14 protein-coding genes are annotated in these 19,125 nt (G+C 39.8%); 12 read left to right on the forward strand and 2 right to left on the reverse strand.

The features are described from left to right. Positions 1-113: 113 nt before the first annotated feature. Genes pxpA through MS6x_RS18140 form a run of 3 tightly spaced genes read left to right on the forward strand, consistent with a single transcriptional unit; the run spans position 114 to position 2,420 of the window. Positions 114-854, forward strand: a complete 741-nt coding sequence (gene pxpA, locus MS6x_RS18130) for a 5-oxoprolinase subunit PxpA (RefSeq protein WP_482604074.1) — start codon at positions 114-116, stop codon at positions 852-854. Continuing rightward, positions 851-1,588 carry a 5-oxoprolinase subunit PxpB gene (pxpB, locus tag MS6x_RS18135; protein ID WP_482604076.1) on the forward strand — a complete coding sequence of 246 codons (738 nt, stop codon included), beginning with the start codon at positions 851-853 and terminating at the stop codon, positions 1,586-1,588. The genes pxpA and pxpB overlap by 4 nt, the downstream gene beginning before the upstream one ends. Then, positions 1,581-2,420, forward strand: a complete 840-nt coding sequence (locus tag MS6x_RS18140; RefSeq protein WP_482604077.1) for a 5-oxoprolinase subunit C family protein — start codon at positions 1,581-1,583, stop codon at positions 2,418-2,420. The genes pxpB and MS6x_RS18140 overlap by 8 nt, the downstream gene beginning before the upstream one ends. On the opposite strand, the gene MS6x_RS18145 is transcribed toward MS6x_RS18140, so the two are convergent. After that, positions 2,417-3,148, reverse strand: a complete 732-nt coding sequence (locus tag MS6x_RS18145) for a nitroreductase family protein (RefSeq protein WP_482604079.1) — start codon at positions 3,146-3,148, stop codon at positions 2,417-2,419. The genes MS6x_RS18140 and MS6x_RS18145 overlap by 4 nt on opposite strands. Positions 3,149-3,515: 367 nt before the next feature. On the opposite strand from MS6x_RS18145, the gene ilvD reads away from it, so the two are divergent. From ilvD to MS6x_RS18190, 9 genes are all read left to right on the forward strand, one after another. Next, the gene (gene ilvD / locus MS6x_RS18150) at positions 3,516-5,192 is read left to right on the forward strand and encodes a dihydroxy-acid dehydratase (protein ID WP_482604080.1); all 1,677 of its coding nucleotides are present in this window, start codon (positions 3,516-3,518) and stop codon (positions 5,190-5,192) included. Between the two features lie 90 nt (positions 5,193-5,282). Then, the gene (gene ilvB / locus MS6x_RS18155; RefSeq protein WP_482604081.1) at positions 5,283-7,016 is read left to right on the forward strand and encodes a biosynthetic-type acetolactate synthase large subunit; all 1,734 of its coding nucleotides are present in this window, start codon (positions 5,283-5,285) and stop codon (positions 7,014-7,016) included. Positions 7,017-7,048: 32 nt separating this feature from the next. Then, on the forward strand, positions 7,049-7,633 hold the full coding sequence (locus MS6x_RS18160) for an O-methyltransferase (protein ID WP_482604083.1): 585 nt from the start codon (positions 7,049-7,051) through the stop codon (positions 7,631-7,633). A gap of 140 nt (positions 7,634-7,773) precedes the next feature. Then, positions 7,774-8,298, forward strand: a complete 525-nt coding sequence (gene ilvN / locus MS6x_RS18165; protein ID WP_482604084.1) for an acetolactate synthase small subunit — start codon at positions 7,774-7,776, stop codon at positions 8,296-8,298. Between the two features lie 70 nt (positions 8,299-8,368). Then, a complete protein-coding gene (gene ilvC / locus MS6x_RS18170) occupies positions 8,369-9,844 on the forward strand; it encodes a ketol-acid reductoisomerase (RefSeq protein WP_482604085.1) in 1,476 nt (491 codons plus the stop codon). A gap of 43 nt (positions 9,845-9,887) precedes the next feature. Beyond that, positions 9,888-11,138, forward strand: a complete 1,251-nt coding sequence (ilvA, locus tag MS6x_RS18175; RefSeq protein ID WP_482604086.1) for a threonine ammonia-lyase IlvA — start codon at positions 9,888-9,890, stop codon at positions 11,136-11,138. Between the two features lie 11 nt (positions 11,139-11,149). Beyond that, positions 11,150-12,742 carry an NADP-dependent glyceraldehyde-3-phosphate dehydrogenase gene (locus tag MS6x_RS18180; RefSeq protein ID WP_482604087.1) on the forward strand — a complete coding sequence of 531 codons (1,593 nt, stop codon included), beginning with the start codon at positions 11,150-11,152 and terminating at the stop codon, positions 12,740-12,742. Between the two features lie 268 nt (positions 12,743-13,010). Further along, positions 13,011-14,285, forward strand: coding sequence for a serine hydrolase domain-containing protein (locus MS6x_RS18185; protein WP_482604089.1), 1,275 nt, complete (start codon positions 13,011-13,013; stop codon positions 14,283-14,285). Positions 14,286-14,367: 82 nt separating this feature from the next. Beyond that, a complete protein-coding gene (locus tag MS6x_RS18190) occupies positions 14,368-15,243 on the forward strand; it encodes an NmrA family NAD(P)-binding protein (RefSeq protein WP_482604090.1) in 876 nt (291 codons plus the stop codon). A gap of 359 nt (positions 15,244-15,602) precedes the next feature. On the opposite strand, the gene MS6x_RS18195 is transcribed toward MS6x_RS18190, so the two are convergent. After that, on the reverse strand, positions 15,603-18,857 hold the full coding sequence (locus MS6x_RS18195; RefSeq protein ID WP_482604092.1) for a WD40/YVTN/BNR-like repeat-containing protein: 3,255 nt from the start codon (positions 18,855-18,857) through the stop codon (positions 15,603-15,605). Between the last annotated feature and the right edge of the window lie 268 nt (positions 18,858-19,125).

The raw sequence follows: 19,125 nt of genomic DNA on the forward strand, positions 1-19,125 counted from the left end.
GTTGTATTACAGTGAGTTAAAGTGCTTGATTAAAGAGGTCATTCCGACACTGAAAATGTGCCTAACGAAGACTGGTTATAGTAATCCTGAAACCTCATGTATTGAACCATAAATTGAAAAAATATATCGATATTAATTGTGATCTAGGGGAGGGTGTTGGCAATGAAGCCGAACTACTCCCACTGGTATCGTCTTGTAATATAGCTTGCGGAGGACATGCGGGAGATGAAGCTACCATGAAGTGGGTAGTTTCGCTCGCCAAGAAACACGAGGTTAAAATTGGAGCGCACCCCTCGTATCCGGATAAAGCAAATTTTGGAAGGGTTTCAATGTTTTTAAGCCCTAACGAATTAATAACAACCGTTCGCGAGCAAATAGCGCGATTAATTTCGATTTGTATTCAAGACGGCGTAAAATTACATCATATTAAGGCTCATGGAGCTCTATATAATGATATCGCCAAGGGAGGTGACTTGGCCCAGGTGTTTTTAGAAGCCATTGCACCTTATAAGGCATATCAATTCTTATATGTTCCTAGCGGATCTGGATTGGAACAACTGGCAATACTGCAAGGGTTTAAAATAAAAAAGGAAGCATTTGGAGATAGAAATTATAATGCCGACCTCAGTCTTGTATCTAGAAAAAAAGATAATGCACTTATTCACACACCCCAATCTGTTTTGGAGCATATGCTTAGAATGGTTATCGAAAGTAAGGTACTAACAGTTTCGGGGATGTTGAAAGATATAGGTGCAGATACGTATTGTATTCATGGTGATACAGTCAATGCTTTGCAAATATTGACGTATCTTTCGAAAGCTTTACCAAAACAAAATATCTTTCTACAAAATTGAAATCATCCCCTATACATATTAAACCTTTTGGAGTTCATGCCGTATTAATTGAATGGCCAAATGAGGTTAGCGAGGATATATTAAACAAAATTTTACAGTTCGAAACCATATTAAAAAATAAGCACTTAGACGGACCATATTGGGAATACGTGCCAGCCTATAACTCTCTTTTGGTTGTGAACAAAGAAGTAGCACTTGAGTATTTACCCTTTAGTAAACAGCTTCAAGATTGGTATCTAAACATGGGTGATATGGTACCTTATCAACGCCATTTATGGAGACTTCCGGTATCGTACGATAAAGAATTTGGAATAGATCTAGAAGAGATTTCTAATCAATTACACCTTGAGGAAACCGAGGTCATAGCGTTGCATACGAGTCATACATACACGGTTTACGGTATAGGGTTTTTACCTGGTTTCATGTATTTAGGAGGGTTGCCAAGAGCCTTGGAAACAGCACGTAAGGATACACCCCGCATGCTTGTGAAAAAGGGAGCTGTAGGTATTGCCGGGAAACAGACCGGTGTGTATCCGCAGGAGTCGCCAGGTGGGTGGAATATTATTGGTAACTGTCCGGTTCCTATTTTCGATGCAAGTAAAAAAGAACCCTGTTTTGTAGCTGTGGGTGATCAAATACAGTTTTACGAAGTTTCTAAAGCGAAATATAATCTTCATACAATAGAGGTTGAGGTAGGTATATATCAACCAGAAAAAATAGAAATCGATGCTTAAAGTATTAAAATCAGGTTTTTATACCTCGGTACAGGACTTGGGTCGGTTTCATTATCGGAACAAAGGAGTGCCGGTTTCAGGAGCAATGGATGATTTATCTGTTTTTAAGGCCAATACCTTATTGGAAAACGATCGCACGGATGCCGTACTAGAAATCACCATGACGGGACCTACACTGTTGTTTGAAGAGGAAACGTATATCGTTATGGCGGGTGCAGAAATGTCTGTTACGCTAAATAATCAACCCGTAAAAAATTATAAGGTATACCAAATAGATGCTGGCGATATCTTGTCCTATGGTAACTTGGAAGCCGGATTTAGAGGGTATTTGGCTGTCAAGGGCGGTTTTAGATCAAAATCCATATATGGTAGCCGATCATTTTATAAACCGTTATCATACACCAATAGATTGATGGACGGAGATGTGGTCCCCTTTGAGTACAATAACCTATTTAGACCAAAAATTTCTGAAATAAAAGTCGATTCCTTTTTAGGCGATACAGTTTTAGAGGTACATAGGGCACCTGAATTTCACATGTTAACGGAGAAGCAGTTAGAAGTGCTATTTAATACTGAATTTACAGTTGCTAAGGAAAACAATAGGATGGCATATCAACTTGATGAAAAACTGGGCAGTCATACGGTTAGTATGTTAACTTCAGCCACCTTGCCTGGCACCGTTCAGTTAACTCCAGCTGGCAAATTGATTATTCTCATGAAAGACGGACAAACAACGGGAGGTTATCCTAGAATTTTACAGTTGTCGGATAAGGCCATAGCTGTTTTGGCTCAAAAAAGAGCAGGTGCCATAGTTACATTCAACCTGGGTTAATCCAACTTTTTATACACTTCGTCAAATGGTACTCTAAAACGTGGACCATATACACCATTTTCCTCTCTAATTCCGCACGCAATCACCATATTTATTTCAGCTCCTCGGGGTAGTGTCAAGATCGACTTAATCATCTTGGTGTCACTTCCTTCCATAGGGCAGGTATCATAACCTATAGCTGCCATACTGGTCATAAAGTTTTGTGCGGCCAGTCCGGCGCTTTTGTGTGCTACAATTCGCATGTCCGAATTACGTACTTGGCGGTAAATAGGCTTAAAGAGACCAATAGCTTGAAAGATGAGATATTTTAACCCGCCAAGGATGCCTAAAAAATCAGTATAAATAGACGGTATCAGATTTTCGTAATAATTCAGTGCAAATTTTTCTCTCTTGGTATAGTCGGCCTTTTCTTTAGTCCCATATTGTGATTTTAAAAAAGCTATATTGGCTTTGGATCGTTTTCGCCACAAATCCTTTCTAGCAACGATTACGACTAGTTGTTGTGCAGTTTTGGCTGCATTTTGACCCAAACAGGCCTCGGTCATTTTCTTTAAAAGTTCAGGATTTGTTATGTGATAGAATTCCCATAGCTGTAGGTTACTACTGGTAGGTGCCAATACGGCGTTGGCGATACAATCCGTTACTTTACTATCCTCAAGCGGACTGTCAGATTTAAATACGCGAACAGATCTTCTATAGGTTATGGCTTCTGTTACTGTTCTCTCCATGGGTATACTGGTTTTTTATAACCGTGAAATTAGTGAATATGTAATTATCGGCTTTGTTTGCTAGCTAATTTTGTCTAGTAATATCCCATGCAAGAAAATACAATCAAAATTAGTAGCGTCATTATTATTCCGGTGAAGGAATGATATAGCCTTTCTTGTGCAAAAAATGAAATTGTAACGCTATGTGTTTTTATTGAATATGATATAAATATATATGTATATGTCTGATTAACAGTTGTTTGAATTGATTTTGATAAAATTGAATTTGAACTAGCGTTTTATGTTATCCAAAGAAGGGATTTTAAACTTTTATCTTTGATAGACATAGAAAATACAAGCTATAAACCCAGCATACCAGATTAAAGAAATGGAATTGAATAAATACAGTAAGAATGTAACACAAGACCCAACGCAACCGGCGGCACAAGCCATGCTTTATGCTATTGGTTTAACAGAGGAAGATTTAAAAAAACCATTGATCGGGGTGGCCAGTACTGGTTATGAAGGAAATCCCTGTAATATGCATTTGAACAATTTGGCTCAAGAGGTCAAAAAAGGAATAAATGAATCAGGTTCCGTGGGGTTAGTGTTCAACACTATTGGAGTAAGTGACGGAATTTCTATGGGAACTTACGGAATGCGGTACTCGCTTCCGTCCAGGGATATCATTGCAGACTCTATGGAAACTGTGGTTCAGGCCATGAATTACGATGGTTTGGCAACAATTGTTGGATGTGACAAAAATATGCCAGGTGCATTGATTGCCATGATTCGGTTAAACAGACCCTCTGTTTTGGTCTATGGAGGCACCATTGCTTCCGGATGTTTTAAAGATAAAAAATTAGATGTCGTTTCTGCTTTTGAAGCATGGGGAGAAAAAGTTGCCGGCACCATGAACGATGAGGATTATAAGGGTGTGATACAAAATGCCTGTCCGGGTGCTGGTGCATGTGGGGGTATGTACACAGCTAATACTATGGCATCGGCTATTGAGGCTTTAGGTATGGCCATGCCCTACAATTCATCAAATCCTGCAGTAGGTCCAGAAAAACAGAACGATGCCATTATTTCAGGTAAGGCTTTGCGCCACTTGCTGGAAAAGGATATTAAGCCTAGTGATATAATCACAAGGAAATCAATGGAAAACGCTGTCCGATTATTAACCTTGTTAGGTGGGTCTACCAATGCAGTACTTCACTTCTTGGCCATTGCAAAAGCAGCCGATGTGGAATTTACTTTGGACGATTTCCAACGCATAAGCGATACTACGCCATTTTTGGCCGATTTAAAGCCGAGTGGAAAGTATCTTATGGAAGATTTGCATAGGGCAGGTGGTATTCCGGCGGTAATGAAATTTATGTTGGAGAACGGAATGTTGCATGGCGACTGTTTAACCGTAACGGGAAAAACTATAGCCGAAAACTTAGCTGAATTACCTGGATTAAAAGAAGGGCAAAAGATAATGAAACCTTTAAGTACGCCGATAAAGGCCACAGGACATTTACGGATTTTATATGGTAATCTGGCCGAAAAGGGTTCTGTAGCCAAAATTACAGGTAAGGAAGGAACCTACTTTTCAGGCCCTGCCAAGGTCTATGAAGATGAATTTTATGCGAATGCAGGAATAGGCAAAGGGGAAGTTAAAAAAGGAAACGTGGTGGTCATTCGATACGAAGGGCCAAAAGGCGGACCTGGAATGCCAGAAATGTTGAAGCCCACTGCGGCAATCATGGGTGCTGGACTAGGTAAAGAAGTCGCCTTGATTACAGACGGTCGCTTTTCGGGTGGTACGCATGGCTTCGTGGTAGGTCACGTATGCCCTGAGGCGCAGGAAGGTGGTTTGATAGGACTTGTAAAAGATGGGGATATCATTACCATAGACGCGGAGAAAAATCAGATTTCTGTAGATTTAACCAATGAAGAAATTGCAGAACGAAAAGCGAATTGGGTGCAGCCGGACTTAAAAGTGAAACGAGGAAGTTTGTACAAATACGCAAGAACAGTATCGGAGGCATCCAATGGATGTGTGACCGACGAATTTTAAATCAATAGTCAATACCGGTGGCTTTTCGCTGCTGTGTTATAATAAAGGGATCGGGCTTTTTTCTGCTTGAAAACTATTAGATGTGTACGTATGGAAACAGTTAAAGAGAAAAAAACGGCAACCAAAACTAAAGAGACGATAACGATTTCAGGTGCTGAGGCTATTATCCATTGCCTTCTGGCAGAAGGGGTAGATTTGTTGTTTGGCTACCCGGGCGGTGCCATTATGCCGGTGTATGATGAACTGTACAAGTTTCAGGATAAGCTAACCCATATTCTTACTCGTCATGAGCAAGGAGCAACCCATGCAGCGCAAGGTTATGCACGTGTTTCCGGTAAAGTAGGTGTAGCTATGGCAACTTCGGGTCCAGGAGCTACGAACTTGGTCACAGGTTTGGCAGATGCACAAATAGATTCTACACCAATGGTCTGTATCACGGGTCAGGTACCAAGACATTTATTGGGTTCCGATGCCTTTCAGGAGACCGATATCATTGGAATATCTACCCCGGTTACGAAATGGAACTGTCAGATTACAAAAGCTTCAGAGATACCTGAGGCTCTGGCAAAAGCATTTTATATTGCTAAATCGGGTCGTCCAGGACCTGTTTTGGTTGATATTACCAAAAATGCCCAGTTTGAGGAATTTGAATTCTATTATGAAAAATGCATAGGTGTACGAAGTTATAACCCTAGGCCAAAACCGAGTATGGATGCCATCACCGCAGCCGCAGAGTTAATAAATTCGGCTAAAAAACCGTTTATCGTTTGGGGACAAGGTGTGATTTTAGGTAAAGCGGAAGAACAACTTAAAGCCCTTGTTGAAAAAGCTGGAATACCAGCGGCATGGACCATTATGGGAGCTTCCGCATTAGATACGGCACATCCTCTAAATGTAGGTATGGTAGGAATGCACGGAAATTACGGTCCTAATTTATTAACCAACGAATGCGACGTTCTCATTGCCATAGGCATGCGATTTGATGATCGGGTTACAGGTAGATTAGAGGATTATGCCACCCAAGCAAAAGTGATTCACTTTGAAATTGATCCAGCGGAAATAAATAAGAACGTTCATGCAGATGTTGCGGTACTAGGTGATGCCAAAGAATCTTTAGAACTCATACTTCCTTTGATTAATGCCAATTCACACGAAGCTTGGCATACGATATTCAAAGAAAAATATGCAATTGAATTTGATACAGTAATCAAGAACGATATCCATCCGACCAAAGCCGGATTAACGATGGGCGAGGTAATCGAAGAAATTAATATTGCCTCGGGGAATAAAGCAGTTATTGTTACCGATGTTGGGCAGCATCAAATGATCGGATGTAGGTATGCTAAATTTAAGGAATCCAAAAGCAATATTACCTCTGGCGGATTAGGCACTATGGGCTTTGCCCTTCCCGCTGCTATTGGAGCCAAGATGGGGGCAATGGACCGTGAGGTAGTTGCAATAATTGGAGATGGGGGTTACCAAATGACCATACAGGAACTGGGTGTTATTTTTCAACATAATGTGCCAGTGAAAATAGTAGTATTGAACAATGACCACTTGGGAATGGTGCGCCAATGGCAGGAATTATTTTTTGATAAACGCTATGCATCGACCGTAATGGTGAATCCCGATTTTGTAAAAATTGCGGAGGGCTACCATATTGAGGCTAAGTGTGTAAGTGAACGCAAGGACTTGAAAGCTACAGTACAGCACATGATGGCATCGGACAAACCCTTTTTTTTAGAAGTAAAGGTAGAACAGGAGGACAATGTGTTTCCTATGATTCCATCGGGAGCGTCGGTATCTGAGATACGATTGAAGTAGCAAATAGGTTTGTACAAGAGTTATATTATAACATGAACGATACCAACATAAAAGATATTCCAAGCATATACCCTAAGATTCAAAGTAAGTCCAAGGAAATCGGGTTTACCATGCCTTCGGATATATACATTGGTACGCTTTTAAAAACCTTGATTTCCAGTAAACCTGGAGGTCGGTTTTTGGAATTGGGAACGGGCATTGGCCTATCGCTTTCTTGGATGATTGATGGGATGGATGTTGATTCCAGTTTAGTAACTGTGGATAATGACAAGGAACTTATCCAAATAGCGCAGCAGTATTTTGGAACGGATACCAGATTAACTATAATCTGTGTAGATGGTTCAAAATGGATAAAATCTTATAAGGGGAAGCAGTTCGATTTAATTTTTGCGGATGCCTGGCCTGGAAAGTATAGCGAAATAGATGAAGTACTGGAATTGGTAAATCTTGGAGGGTTCTATGTAATAGATGATATGAAAGCGCAACCCAATTGGCCAGAGGGTCATAATCAAAACGTAAATAGATTGGTCTCTTATTTAGAAAATAGAAAAGATTTTAACCTTACTAAGATGAATTGGTCAACTGGATTGATAGTGGCGGTTAGGGTTTTACAGTAGTATATGATTAGCAACAGGAGCCGTAAACGGTATGAAAGAAAAGTAAATGCAAAAATAATGTTCTCCTGAGTGCAGCCGAGGGACTATAGATCAAAAAAGGTCTTTGACTGCGCTCCGATAGACAACTGGAACAATACAATATGGAAAAAAAATGGTTCACCATGTCGGTGTATTCCGAAAACAACGTGGGATTACTGAATAGAATATCTGGGATATTCTTAAAGCGACATATTAATATAGAGAGTTTAAATGTTTCCAAATCAGAAATAGAAAATGTTTCTAAGTTTACCATTGTGGTTCATACTACCGATAAATGGATACAAAATATTGTAGGACAGATAGAGAAACAAATAGAGGTGATAAAAGCCTTTTATCATACCGATGATGAGACTATTTATCAAGAATCTGCGCTATTCAAGATTGCGTCGGACCTACTTTTTGATGAACGTCAAATTCAGAATATCATTAAAGAAAGTAATTCTCAAATCGTAACGGTTGCCAGAGACTTTTTTGTTTTGGCAAAAAGTGGTAGAAGACATGAAATTGATGAAATGTACGATGAACTAAAGCCTTTTGGTATCATGCAATTCGTTCGATCTGGTCGTATAGCTGTGACTAAAGAAGAGATGCAGATATCGGCCTTATTAAAAGAGTTTCAACAGTAATAACCATAAATTTATCAGTAAAACTAGTACCGAATCTATTCGGTAAATAAACTAAAAACAGAACAGAAAAATGGCAAATTATTTTAATACACTATCGTTAAGAGACAAATTGAAGCAATTGGGAAAATGCAGATTTATGGAGTCTTCGGAATTCTCCGATGGTGTAACTGCCTTAAAAGGAAAGAAAATAGTTATCATTGGTTGCGGTGCGCAGGGTTTAAATCAGGGATTGAATATGAGGGATTCAGGTCTTGATATTTCATATACCTTAAGAGAAGCTGCAATTAAAGAGAAACGGCAATCGTTTTTGAATGCAACGGAAAACGGATTTGCGGTGGGTACCTATAAAGAACTCATTCCAAGTGCAGATTTAGTAATCAACCTTACACCCGATAAACAGCATACAGCCGTGGTAAGTGCTGTCATACCTTTGATGAAGAAAGGTGCTACCTTGTCTTATTCTCATGGATTTAATATTGTTGAAGAAGGAACACAAGTCCGTAAAGATTTAACGGTAATCATGGTGGCGCCCAAGAGTCCCGGTTCCGAGGTAAGGGAAGAATACAAACGCGGCTTTGGGGTGCCTACACTTATCGCGGTACACCCGGAGAATGACCCGGAAGGAAAGGGACTTGCCCAAGCTAAGGCTTATGCGGCCGGTACCGGAGGGCACAAGGCGGGCGTTCTGGAATCGTCTTTTGTTGCAGAGGTGAAATCGGATTTAATGGGAGAACAGACCATTCTTTGTGGCTTGTTACAAACGGGTTCTATCCTTTGCTTTGATAAAATGGTAGAAAAAGGAATTGATGCAGGCTATGCCTCTAAATTGATACAGTACGGTTGGGAAACCATAACCGAAGGGATGAAGTACGGTGGTATTACCAACATGATGGACCGTTTATCGAACCCTGCAAAAATAAGGGCATTTGAACTTTCTGAGGAATTAAAGGATATTATGCGACCCTTGTTCCAGAAACACATGGACGATATCATGACAGGTCATTTTTCTAAGACGATGATGGAAGACTGGGCCAATGACGATAAAAACCTATTAACATGGCGTGCGGCAACAGGGGAAACTGCTTTTGAGAAAACTCCGGCCGGTGACCAAGAGATTACTGAGCAAGAGTTTTACGATAATGGCGTTTTAATGGTAGCCATGGTAAGAGCTGGTGTAGAATTGGCATTCGAGGCAATGACTGAATCAGGGATAATTGCAGAATCTGCATATTATGAGTCCTTACATGAAACGCCACTTATTGCAAATACCATTGCAAGGAAAAAATTATTTGAAATGAACCGTGTAATTTCTGATACTGCAGAATACGGTTGTTATCTCTTTGATCATGCTTGCAAGCCTTTGTTGACAGATTTTATGAAAAATATAGATACGGATGTAATAGGCAAAAAGTATGGGGCAGAAGGGGACAACGATGCTGATAATGCGACGCTAATTGCTGTGAACGCTGCATTGCGCGAGCATCCGGTGGAAATCGTTGGCGCAAGATTACGTGCCTCAATGACCGCAATGAAACCTATTGTATAACGAACTTTTAAATTTAGGTTGAAGGGCTCTTCAACCGTACTGGATGGAATATTTTCCCAACGTAGCAGATATTAAAAAAGCGGCGTTAACCATAAGGCAAGTAGCCGAGGTAACGCCCCTTATGCATAGCATTCGGCTTTCCAAACAATACAATGCCGATATTCTACTAAAACGTGAGGACCTACATCGGGTGCGTTCATATAAGATACGTGGTGCTTTCAATAAAATAAGTTCATTAACTACTGCGGAACGTGAGAAAGGTGTGGTCTGTGCAAGTGCAGGAAACCATGCCCAAGGTGTTGCGTTTGCTTGTAATCACCTCGGAATCCAGGCAACTATTTTCATGCCTGCCGTAACACCTAAGCAAAAAGTAGAACAAACCAAAATGTTCGGAGATGCCTGGGTAACTATTGTTTTAGAAGGAGATACTTTCGATGACTCGTTTAGCGCGGCAATGACCTATTGTAAGGAAGAGGAGAAATCCTTCATTCACCCCTTTGACGACCCTAAGGTAATTGAAGGTCAGGCTACGGTTGGTTTAGAGCTTTTGGACCAGGTAAAAAAACCTTTGGACTATATCTTCGTTGCAGTGGGTGGAGGCGGATTGGCATCTGGCCTGATTGGTGTATTTAATGAACTATCGCCCAAAACCAAAATAATAGGGGTAGAACCGGAAGGAGCACCCTCTATGAAAAATTCAATTACGCTAGGAGTAAATACCGCGCTAGCGACAATTGACAAATTCATAGACGGAGCAGCGGTCAAAAAGGTAGGTGATTTAACCTTTTCTATTTGTAAGGATAGGCTTTACAAAATGATAACGGTACCTGAAGGTAAAGTATGCCAAACTATCTTAGATTTGTACAACCGGGACGCCATTGTAGTAGAACCGGCGGGTGCCCTAAGTATTGCGGCATTGGATATGTTTACCGATGAATTGGTAGGAAAGCATGTTGCCTGTATCATTGGAGGTAGTAATAACGATATTACACGTACTGCCGAAATAAAGGAAAGGGCACTGTTGTACGGACAGTTAAAGCACTACTTTATTGTTCGGTTTCCGCAACGTCCAGGAGCTTTAAAGCAATTTGTAGCTGAAATCTTAGGCCCTATGGACGACATTACGCATTTTGAATATTCTAAAAAATCAAGTAAGGAAAATGCACCGGCTGTGGTGGGCATTGAATTAAAGCATCCATCCGACTTAGCACCCTTAATGCAACGCATGAAACAAAATAATTTTTTCGGAGATTATTTAAACGATAAACCCGACCTATTTCAATATTTGGTCTAAAACTATATATCATGAGCAAAGCAGATACGTCAATACCGGCAGAATATGTAATAAACGAAACCATACATCAAAAAAAGTATTTGGTGGATGGGGAGTTAAAGCTGTGGGAGGGCGAAAACACCGAAGTGTATTCAACAATTTCTTCTACAGAAACCTATCGGCCTACCTTATTGGGTAGTATACCAGATATGCAGGAAACGGCTGCATTGGATGCTCTAGATGCAGCAGTAAAATCATTTGGCAAAGGTCAGGGTATTTGGCCTACTATGCATGTTAAGGACCGTATTGAATGTATGGAGGCGTTTGTAGCTAAAATGAAAACGAAAAGAGCAGAAGTGGTAAAGCTGCTTATGTGGGAAATTGGGAAGACCTTACCTGATTCACAGAAAGAATTTGACAGAACGGTTGATTATATTGTAGATACAATCGAAGATTACAAGCAGTTGGATAGGGACGCAGCTAAGTTTCATAAGCACGATGGCGTTTATGCGCACATCAAAAGAGGACCGTTGGGTGTTGTTTTATGTTTAGGACCTTATAACTATCCTTTGAACGAAACCTTTGCGTTGTTGATTCCTGCTATTATTATGGGAAATACCACCATATTTAAACCTGCTAAACACGGTGTGTTGTTGATAACCCCGTTATTAGAGGCTTTTCAGTCCAGCTTTCCAAAAGGCGTAGTAAATATCATTTTTGGAAGGGGTAGGGCCGTGGCCGCACCGATTATGAAAACCGGAAAGGTAGATGTGCTTGCCTTAATAGGAAATAGTAAATCTGCAAATGCTTTACAGGAACAACATCCAAAAAGCAATCGGTTACGCTTGGTATTGGGCTTGGAAGCCAATAATCCTGCAATTATTTTACCGGATGCCGATATGGATTTGACTATTAACGAATGTATTGCAGGGACGCTTTCCTTTAATGGACAGCGTTGTACCGCTTTAAAAGTAGTCTATGTACATGAAGATATTCGGGAGAAGTTTAATACCCGTTTTGCAACTGCTGTTGATGGTTTAGAATTTGGTAACCCGTGGGACGAGGGCGTAAAACTTACTCCATTGCCCGAGCCTCAAAAACCAGCATATATTCAAGAACTCATAGATGATGCACTTGCTAAGGGAGCAAAAATTCTAAACAAAAAGGGAGGACAGCATTTTGACAACTATATCTGGCCGGCAGTATTATATCCTGTAACAAAAGATATGCGCGTCTATCAAGAAGAGCAGTTTGGTCCTATTATACCTATTGTACCTTTTACAGATATTGAAGAGCCTTTAGATGATATGGCGGAAAGTAATTATGGGCAACAAGTAAGTCTCTTTGGAAAGGATGTTTATGCTTTGGCCCCATTAATTGATACCCTGGTTAATTTGGTATGTAGGGTGAACTTAAATAGCTCCTGTCAAAGAGGACCGGATGTCTATCCGTTCACAGGGCGAAAGGATTCCGCACAGGCTACCTTAAGTGTTCATGATGCTTTGCGTTCTTTTTCTATTCGAACCTTTGTGGCTTTTAAGGATAATGACCTTAATAATCAAACCATACAACAGCTTTTGGAAACGAAGCTTTCTAATTTTGTAAGTACGGATTATATACTGTAAAGCTTTGTATATTCATGGTAGGTAAACAATTCGTAGGCATATCATCGTTGCTTTTGCCATTTTCCTAATTACTTAGAGTACCTAAAAAGAAGGAATTTACAAGTAAATTCTTGTAGGTAAAATGGAATATGTATTTTAGGGGAGGTTTCAACTGAAACAATCCTGCATTACTGTCAAGAGATAAAACATTTTAAAAATTGAAACGTTAGAGTAACGTACAAACGTCAATTAAAAGTCATAATACGAACCAAAAGCCAAATCGAATTCCGTGAAGTATTTTAAGTTTTTATCAGTAATTACATTTTCTGTTATCGTTTTTGCTGTAACTACTGCATTTATTGAAGCCTCAAACAAAGAAGCCGAAACTGTATTAGTTCAAGATTTAGCGACGCACTTCATTGAAAAGGAAAAAACAAAAATCTACTTGGAACGGAAGACAGCGCTTAAAGAGGCGTTGGATATTTATTTTAAGACTGCAATTTCAGCTGGCGATATAGTTGGTGCGGGAGTAAGTATTGTACAAGGGGATTCTATTGTGATTTCGGATGGATTTGGAAAGCGAAATATTGAACAAAATACTAGTGTTGATGGAGAAACCATATTTAGACTGGGTTCATTGTCCAAAGGTTTTGGGGGAGTTTTAGCAGCTAGTTTGCACTCTCAAGGTATCTTAAGTTTTGACGATAAGATAGTAACCTACCTTCCGGAGTTTACCTTTGGTGACGAAAATAATACCAAAAGCATAAAATTAGCCCATATCCTTTCTCATACTTCAGGCACACCCTACCATAGCTTTACCAACTTGGTAGAGGCCGGAATATCGGTAGCTAAAATTGCGAATCGTTTTGGTGAGGTAAAGCCAATTAGTGCTCCAGGAGTACAGTATAGCTATCAGAATGCTATGTTTTCCTTAGGTCAAGAAGTGATGCGTAAAGCTACTGGTAAAGATGTAAAGACACTATTGACCGATATATTTTTTAAACCATTGGATATGTCACATATTTCCATGAACCATAAAGATTTGCTTAAAGAGAAGAATGTAGCCATGCCCCATAGAAGAAGTGGTAAAAGTTGGCACACTACACCGTTAACCGATAAGTATTATAATGCGGTCTTGGCCGGTGGTATAAACGCGAGTTCACTGGATATGGCCAAATGGATGCGATTTCTACTCGGCCACAACCCGGATGTTTTGGCATTGGGAGCTATAAAACAAGCTTTTGAACCCTTTATTGAACTTGGAAACAATAACAAATACTACCAACGATGGGACGGTCATATACAGTCTTCCTATGGTTTTGGATGGCGTATTCATGACTACAAGAAAACAAATTCTGATGCCATAGAAACAATTTTTCATCACGGGGGAAGTGTTAATAACTACAGAAATGAGATTGCTCTTTATCCGGAATCCGATTTAGGAATCTGTGTTTTAATCAACGGTAACTCCAAATTAGCAAGAAATGTAATTCCAGATTTGTATGCTATAGTGAAACAAGTCTACCGAGAGAAAGAAGCTGTTGGCGTTGCTGAAAAGGGATAATTTTTTGGATACAAAATTATAGGCACCAGTAGATTTAACAAACAAATAGCTACGGTCTTATGGTAGCTTGCGTCAAATATAAATGAAACGGATTCTAGTAACAGGAGCAACAGGAAACGTTGGGAAGGAAGTAATTAACTACCTTTATAAGTCGGACAATGCGTCTGTAATCATTGTTGCTGCCCGGAATATTAAAACTGCAAAAAATACATTTTCCAATTTCCCGAAATTATTCTTTAGAAACTTTGATTTTGAATCGCCGTATTCTTTTGATAGTGCATTTAGGGATGTTGATATACTTTTTCTACTTCGCCCACCTCAGATTTCGGAAATTGACAAATTTTTCCGACCGCTTTTAGAATCGGCCAAGAGAAATAGAATAAAAAAAGTGGTCTTTCTTTCGGTACAAGGAGCAGCAAAAAGTAAGGTGATTCCCCATAACAAAATTGAACGTTTAATTAAATTAAATAAATTCAAATATATCTTTATACGTCCAAGTTATTTTATGCAAAACCTGACCACGACGTTACTTCCCGAAATAGTAGAAAACCAAACAATAACACTACCCTCTGGAAGAGCAAAATTCAATTGGATTGATGTAAAAAATATTGGAGAGGTTTTGGCCATTCTAATCAATTCATTTGAGGAATTCCAAGATAGAGCATATGATATTACGGGAACAGAAAATAGGAGTTTTAAAGAAGTTACTGAGCTAATGACCCAAATCACAGGAACAAAATTTCGGTTTAATAACATCAACCCAATTAGCTTTTATTTCAAAAAGAGGAAAAGTGGAGTACCACATGGATTTGCCATGGTTATGACAATACTTCACTTCTTGCCAAGACTTCAAAAAGACCCAGAGATTTCAAACCACTATTTTAAACTTACGGGAAATAAAACAACTACCTTGAAAGATTTTATCCATAGAAAAAAAGGGAAACTCATGTCACTTTAACATTGTACTCTATAAGAAATATGAGGAACCAAAATTCAAGGATTAATAATGGTTGCTTGTATCATGTATTTAGTTTTGCCAACAGTTAAGTGTTCGGTGATTCCTCCTTTAATATATCCAACGATTGTGTTCATTATCCGGTAATTTTTAAAAACCGATTCGATAATAGGCTTTTAATAAATTGCAGCAGTGCGGAAGGGCTTATGGGTGGTCTTTAGCTCCAGATTAATACTGTTGGTACAAACTCTTACTGAAACAGCTCTAATATATAGCTGAACTATATACTAGAGCCGTCTCATAAAGAATCTATTAAGAATATCCGCAGTAATTCTATTTTCTGCTGGACTGTAGTTTATTCGCTACTTAAAAGAAAAGGTTTTCGTTTCCTTGAAAGGAGAACTATCTAGTTTCTCTATTGTTTCCCTATACGTTTTCCAATCATTGGTAAAAAACGAATTGGTTTTATCTAAGGCACTTTTAAGATCCGCCTCCGCATATTTTATAAGGTCGCGTTCTGTTTTGGTGATACCTGTTTTTCTGGTATTGGTGTAATAGCGGGCACTCCCAATGCGTTGCATAACGGTAATTTCAGGATTACGGGTTATGCCTTGTCGTTTATCCACAGTACCCAAGTACAAGGCAATCACAGAATCTACCTGTTTTACCATATCCTTAGACGCCTTAATTTGTTCTTTGTATTTCTTCTCGTCCAGTGTTTTTAGGTCCTTGCTATATTTCTCGGCAACCATTTTACTCTCCACAAGCTGTTTTACGGCATCTGCTGCCGTCTGGCTCATTTTTTCGATGCTTTTGCCAGTTTCATAGACTTCGGTTATAGCAACCAGATTCACAGGTAGTCTAGGGTCGGTTTTTACCGTAATCGTAGTCTCGTCCGTTACGTCTCCAAAACTCATTTTTATCGTATAGGTTCCTGGCTTTACATCCATACCACCAGATTCTCTTTTGTTTTTCTGGATTGTTCTTGAAGGCCTATCCGGACCTTTTTCATCCATTCTCCAATAGATTCGATGAAAACCTGCTTTTTCTGGTGTCTTGAATTTTAAAGTGCGTATTAAACGATCTCCGTCATAAAAATCGAATTGTACGGAATCCTTTTTCTGTACTCCGGTCAGCTTTTCCTTGGTTTCATTCATTGATTCTTTTGGGTCGCTGTCGTTTTCTTCCTCACCTTTTTCTGCTGCCGGACTTGTATCAGAATCCGATTTTTCTTTTTTCTTTTTTCCTTCTTTTAAAAAGTAGGTGATCATGGCGCCTTCTTTTTTGTTTTCGGCATTATACATCGCATCTGCACCAAACCGACTCCCTGTAGGTTGCTGATAAGCTGCTTGATACGCGGTAGGCGGCGAGAATAGTTTGGCATCCTTTTGAAGTAATGTATTGTCTGCTGCCAGTGACCTAAGCGGACGAATATCATCCAATACCCAAGCGGCGCGGCCAAAGGTACCAATCACTAAATCGTATTCTCTAGGGTGTATGACCAAATCTTTGGTAGAAACAGTAGGGAAACCTTCTGTCCATTTTTGCCAGTTAGCTGCACCATCCAATGAAACATAAAGTCCGTCATCCGTTCCTAAGAATAGTAGATTCGGATTTTCTAAATCTTCCACAATACTTAATGTATAGCTTTGGACATCATTTGAATCTACAATCCGTTCCCAAGTTTTACCGTAGTTTTTGGTGCGGTACGCATAAGGGGTATAGTTGAATCTTCTATAGTCGTTGGCAATCAAAAGTGCTTCCCCTTTGTTTTTGTTGGAAGCTTTTATTTGTGGAATCCAGCTGCCTACAGGAAGTCCTTTTATGTTTTGGGTCACCTCTGTCCAGTTGGCTCCTCCGTTTTGTGTATAGTGCACTTTTCCATCATCCGTACCTACCCAAAGCATATCTTTTTCCACTGGTGAAGGTTCTATCACCAAAATAGTAGTATGATTTTCAGCTCCGGTGGCATCCATACTTAATCCGCCACTTTCACTTTGTTTTTGTTTTTCAGGGTCGTTCGTGGTCAAATCTGGAGAAATAATATCCCAAGTAAGGCCTTTGTCCGTTGTTTTGTGCACAAACTGACTCCCAAAATAAGCGGTACTATTGTCAAATGGGTCTTGACCAATAGCCGAGTTCCAATTAAACCGAAGTTTGGTTTCGGCGTCCGGTGGCGTAGGGCGTACGGTGTAATTATTACCTGTAATATGGTCATAGCGCGACACACTTCCTTGCTGACTCATCGTATATCCAAATTGTGAATTGTCTAAATCCGGTACAACATCAAAACCATCACCAAAACTTATTTCCTGCCAGTAACTGTTACGAATTCCTTGATCTCGCCAAACATAGGCGGGACCTCTCCAGGAACCATTATCCTGCATTCCGCCATATACGTTATACGGAAATTCATTGTCTACGTTAATATGATAGAACTGTGCAACCGGAATGTTACCCACAAAACGCCATGATTTACCACCATCCCTTGTAATGTTCATTCCTCCATCGTTACCGTCCATCATAAACTTTCCGTTCTCCGGATGTATCCACCAGGCATGATGGTCTGGATGCACGCCATTGTTCGCTCTGTAGGCTGGCATAAGTTCTGTGAAGTTCTTACCACCGTCTTCTGAAACGTTTACATAGGTAAATACAGAGTAGACTCGATTTTCATTTTGAGGGTCTACATAGATTTCTGAATAATAAAAAGGTCTATTTCCAATATCGGCTTTGTTGTTGATCATCTTCCAATTAAATCCACCATCTTCAGATTTGTACAAGGCGTTCTTTTTAGCTTCTACTAAAGCGTAGACCACCTCTGGTTTACCAGGAGCAATGGCAATACCAATACGGCCAAGGTCACCTTTGGGAAGTCCGTCTTCCTCCGTTAGTTGTTTCCAATTTTTTCCACCATCATGGGTCATGTACATACCGCTACCTTTTCCACCTGAATTAAAGAACCAAGGTTCGCGTTTGTGTTCCCACATTGCTACGATTAATTTATTAGGATTGTTTGGATCCATAACCATATCTGCAACTCCGGTTTTGTTATTCACAAACAGAATGTTCTCCCAAGTTTCACCGCCGTCGGTTGTTTTGTAAACACCACGTTCTGGATGTTCGCCCCATGGTGAACCAATGGCACCCACATAAATGGTATTTGGGTCAGTGGGGTCAATTTTTATACGATGGATATGCCTTGTTTTTTCCAAGCCCATGGATTTCCAACTTTTACCACCATCTAAGGAGCGGTAAACGCCATAACCACCATTTAGGCTGTTTCTCGGATTTCCTTCACCCGTCCCCACCCATATAACCGATGGGTTGGATTGTTGAATGGCCACTGCACCAATTGATGCGGTAAGCTCCTTATCAAATATGGGCTCCCATTTTACACCTCCAGAGGTAGACTTCCAGAGTCCGCCCGAGGCTGTTCCCACATAAATGATATCCGGATTCGAGTGCACGGCATCTATAGCCGTAACCCTGCCGCTCATGCCACCCGGACCAATATTTCTTGGTTTCAGGTCTTGCATCAATTTCATATCGAAATTCTGTGCTAGTGCGGCACTAATGCTAAAAAGAAAAACTAAGGATCGTAAAATGTACTTCATTTAATTAATGTATTAGTTGTTGGTATTTAAATTGTTGATTTTTAATTATTTGTTTTTTAATTGAACTCCAGGTTCGGAGCTGTTTTATTTCTTGTACGCTACCTCATTAGGTTTGTGAGCAGTAGATTTTTGAAAAAAAACTATAGGAAGAATTAGTTCCATTATCATTGTTTGGTAGGTTTATTAGGCGCCTAATATAGGAAAAAGCAAGGGGTGTATTTCTTAAAAGGGTGTTAACAATACCATAGGTATTTATTCATTCGCTAGT

Source organism: Maribacter sp. MS6 (assembly GCF_056839185.1).

What these genes read in the sequence shown, in the direction of transcription:
- MS6x_RS18140 (WP_482604077.1), top strand. Translation starts at nt 1,581, where the DNA reads ATGCTTAAAGTATTAAAATCAGGTTTTTATACCTCGGTACAGGACTTG.
- MS6x_RS18145 (WP_482604079.1), bottom strand. Translation starts at nt 3,148, where the DNA reads ATGGAGAGAACAGTAACAGAAGCCATAACCTATAGAAGATCTGTTCGC.
- ilvD (WP_482604080.1), top strand. Translation starts at nt 3,516, where the DNA reads ATGGAATTGAATAAATACAGTAAGAATGTAACACAAGACCCAACGCAA.
- ilvB (WP_482604081.1), top strand. Translation starts at nt 5,283, where the DNA reads ATGGAAACAGTTAAAGAGAAAAAAACGGCAACCAAAACTAAAGAGACG.
- MS6x_RS18160 (WP_482604083.1), top strand. Translation starts at nt 7,049, where the DNA reads ATGAACGATACCAACATAAAAGATATTCCAAGCATATACCCTAAGATT.
- ilvN (WP_482604084.1), top strand. Translation starts at nt 7,774, where the DNA reads ATGGAAAAAAAATGGTTCACCATGTCGGTGTATTCCGAAAACAACGTG.
- ilvC (WP_482604085.1), top strand. Translation starts at nt 8,369, where the DNA reads ATGGCAAATTATTTTAATACACTATCGTTAAGAGACAAATTGAAGCAA.
- ilvA (WP_482604086.1), top strand. Translation starts at nt 9,888, where the DNA reads ATGGAATATTTTCCCAACGTAGCAGATATTAAAAAAGCGGCGTTAACC.
- MS6x_RS18180 (WP_482604087.1), top strand. Translation starts at nt 11,150, where the DNA reads ATGAGCAAAGCAGATACGTCAATACCGGCAGAATATGTAATAAACGAA.
- MS6x_RS18190 (WP_482604090.1), top strand. Translation starts at nt 14,368, where the DNA reads ATGAAACGGATTCTAGTAACAGGAGCAACAGGAAACGTTGGGAAGGAA.
- MS6x_RS18195 (WP_482604092.1), bottom strand. Translation starts at nt 18,857, where the DNA reads ATGAAGTACATTTTACGATCCTTAGTTTTTCTTTTTAGCATTAGTGCC.